Origin of the sequence: Sutterella sp., assembly GCF_052272535.1 — a bacterium.
In the GTDB taxonomy this organism is placed as follows: domain Bacteria; phylum Pseudomonadota; class Gammaproteobacteria; order Burkholderiales; family Burkholderiaceae_F; genus Sutterella.
The window spans coordinates 1-3309 of the sequence record NZ_DAVZJY010000241.1 but is presented as its reverse complement, the minus strand read 5'-3'; the positions used below and the strand labels follow the sequence as shown (position 1 = coordinate 3309).

The 3309-nt window shown below is 58.5% G+C and carries 3 protein-coding genes; all 3 read right to left on the bottom strand.

Translation table 11 applies throughout. The annotated features are described in order from the left end of the window. Positions 1-67: 67 nt before the first annotated feature. Positions 68-1399, bottom strand: coding sequence for an AAA family ATPase (locus ACT6Y9_RS09715; RefSeq protein ID WP_443744376.1), 1332 nt, complete (start codon positions 1397-1399; stop codon positions 68-70). Further along, complete coding sequence (locus tag ACT6Y9_RS09710) at positions 1296-1673, bottom strand: AAA family ATPase (RefSeq protein WP_443744375.1); 378 nt, start codon at positions 1671-1673, stop codon at positions 1296-1298. The genes ACT6Y9_RS09715 and ACT6Y9_RS09710 overlap by 104 nt, the downstream gene beginning before the upstream one ends. A gap of 143 nt (positions 1674-1816) precedes the next feature. Then, positions 1817-3309 (bottom strand): glutathione ABC transporter substrate-binding protein GsiB (gene gsiB, locus ACT6Y9_RS09705; RefSeq protein WP_443744374.1); only part of this gene is annotated, 1493 nt, incomplete at its 5' end.

The window sequence follows — 3309 nt, the reverse complement described above, 5'->3', positions numbered from 1 at the left end:
TCCCCAAGCGCCTCAAAACGCGTAAGGACTCAGTAGGGAATCTCCGTCCTTCAGGACGGAGAGGATGTCAAGCGTCGGACGGCTTCGCGTCGTCCACACGGCGCCAGGCGGAGATTCGTCTGTTCGTTCCGGGAAAGACCGCGGCAACGCGGATCATCCGACGGTCGGAAAGATCATCTTCACCGTAGCGGCGGGAGCGAAGCTGTGCCTCCGCCTCGTTGAGGCGACGTTCCAGAAGGTCGTTCGAGCGGGCGAACTTGAATTCAAAAAACCAGTGGACGTGACTGCGGAAGATCTCGAGATCACTTCTTCCGAAGGCATTGTGACGCTCGGCCGCCGTTCTGACACGGGCGCCCCGCAGTACCAGTGCCAGAGCATTGCGGCACCAATTTTCCGACCCGATGAATGCAGAATCACACGGAATTCCCGTTAATATTCTGTTGAAGTCGGCAATCACGCGCGAAGGATCATCCGCATCCAGAGCACGGATGAGATTTTCAATGCCGACATCATCTGCGCTCCTGCCGCCCAGAAGCTTTTCCGCGCAGTATCTTGCAAGCGAGTCGGAGACTTCTTCATTGGGATACCGGAAGCTCACTTCATTGTCGCCAAACTTTTCAATTGAAAGATATCCGGCCTGAAAGAGAAGCAGCGTCTCGTCGAGATCCTCATATTCTTGCCCCGCATAAAATTTCCCGACGCCAACCTTCCTTTCATTAAAGAAAACTGAAGGGGAGTCGAGACCTCGGATCTCCGAAAAGTTTTTAAGTACGGCCGGCTGTCCGGCGGACTCATACCACCAGTTGAAGAAGCCTTTTTCCGGCGACTGAAGAAAATTGAGCACCGACCACGGCGCATAGACGCGGACGCTTGTGTCCGGTGTGAAGCAGTAGCCGTCGTAGTTCCTTCGCAGAGCGCTGAGAAGATCCTTTCTATCGAGCTTCACTACGCGGCCGGCATTTTCGAGATATTCACCGAAGCAGGTTTCGATTTCGCCGTCGGTATAGCCGAGGAGGCTGCCAAAGTTGACGTCGCAGGAGATGTCCTTCAGATCGTTGAAGCCCGAAAAGATCCCGGTATGGCTGAACTTCGTCACGCCGGTCATCATGAAGAACCGCAGGTACTCGTTCCCGTTTTTGATGATCGAGAAAAGCGACTCCAGACATCCTTCCTGAAGAGCGAACACATCCGGCTCATGCAGATGATGCGTGAGCGGCGCATCATATTCGTCGATGAGGAGAACAAGTCCCCGCGTGCCGGATGAAAACAGAATTTCTGCGAAAGCTTCGAGCGGATCATTGACGGATGGGCAGTGAATTCCAGCTTGTCCACAGGCAATGCGCAGCATCAGAAGCGCTTTGCGCATCCATTCCGCCTCCGTACGCGCCTGAATCAACATGGAGAAATCCAGACGCAGTACTGGATAGATTTCGGACTCGCTTCCACAACGAAGCGATTTTAAGGCCTTTGAAATCCCTCAGGCCGTGACGAAACAACGACTCGATCGTCGAAATCAGCAGGGATTTTCCAAACCGTCGGGGACGTGCAATAAAGTAGTTCTGCGTCAAACTGGCCAATTGAAAAATCAACGCCGTTTTGTCCACATAAATCTGCGAGCTCTCCCTCAGCTTTGCGAAGCTTGAGGTCCCCAAGGGAAGCGCTCCGTTCTTCATGCCGTGCCTCCTTATCCGCCCTTGGATTTTAGCTGAAGGACATGTAGCGGCCGGAAGCGGAGCCGCCACCGTGGGTTCACTCAAAAAAATAGGGCGGCCGCCCAACGCGCACCGCCCCTTTCTCACCACAATGCCGTCCGGACTCACTCCTTCCACTCGGCCTCGTAGAACTCGTACCCGGTGTCGGGCAGCGCGTGGAAGTTCACGAGGTGCTTGTTGTAGGCGGCCGTGTTGTCCTCGTAGACGAGGAAGGCGACGGCGACTTCGTTCCAAATGAGCATCTGCGCTTCGCGGTAGTACTCGTTCCTCTTCTGCTCGTCCACCTCCGATTGGGCGAGGTCGAAGAGCTCATCGACGCGCTTGTTGGCGTAGTAGCCCTCATTGGAGAGCTTCGGCGGCCAGCTGCGCGAGTCGAAGACCGGGCGCATGCCCCAGTCGGGGTCGACCGTGGAGTTGGACCAACCGATGTAGTAGAGGCGGTTGGGCGACTCGGAAGGCACCTTGTTCGCCTCAACGAGCGAGACGCGCTGACCGGCCTCAAGCGTGCGTGTTTCGGTCTTGATGCCTACCTGCGCCAACTGCTGCTGGATGAACTGGATGACCTTGCCGGAGGTGGAGTTGTTGTACCCCGACCAGAGCTTCGTCGTGAAGCCGTTGGGGTAGCCCGCCTCCTTGAGGAGTTCGCGCGCCTTCTGCGGGTTGTACTTGGGCTCGCCGAAGATCGCCGCTCCGGGGATCTGCGGCGGAAGGACGCCCGTGGCGGGACGCGCGAACCCAGAGAACGCGACCTTGCAGAGCGCCTCGCGGTCGATCGCGTAACTCACGGCCTGACGCACGCGCACGTCGTCGAAGGGCTTCTGGATGTTATTGATCGAGAGGTAGCGCATCATAATCGAGGGCACGATGCTGATCGTCAGGTTCGGATCCTTCTCGAGGTCCTTCACCTGCTCGACGGGCATCGGGTGGATGAAGTCCGCCTCGCCCGTCCTCAACATCGCCGAGCGCGTGGCGTTCTCGGCCACCGGGAGCCACGTGATCGAGTCGAGCTTAGGCAGGCCCTTGACGTGATAGTCGGGGTTCTTCACCGCCACGAGCCGCTCGCTCGGGTTGTATTCCTTCATCTTGTACGGTCCGGTGCCGCAGGGATTGAACGCGATCCCGCGGCCGTCCATGGTCTTCAACGTGCTCGGGCAGATCATCACGCCCGTGCCGTTCGCCAAGCGCTGGATGATCCCCGCGACGGGGCGCTTCAGGTGGAAGCGCACGGTGAGGTCGTCCACGGGCTCGATGCGGTCGATGAAGTTGAAGAGCCGGTAGCGCGAGAGGTGGTTCGCGGGATTGAGGACGCGCTCGAAGTTCAGCTTCACGGCCTCGGCGTTGAAGTCGGAGCCGTCGTGGAACTTCACGCCCGGGAGCAGATGAAAGGTATACGTGAGGCCGTCCTTCGAGACCTCGTAGCCCGTGGCGAGCTGCGGGCGGGGCTTCAGGTCCTTGTCGAAGGCGTAGAGGCCCTCGTAGAAGGACTTCGCAACGGTGCGCGAAAGGAGATCGGAGGCGTTGTAGGGGTCAAGCGTCGTGAAGGAGCTGCCGACCGCAACGGTGATGCCGCGCGCCGAAGCGGGAGCGGCGGCAAGCG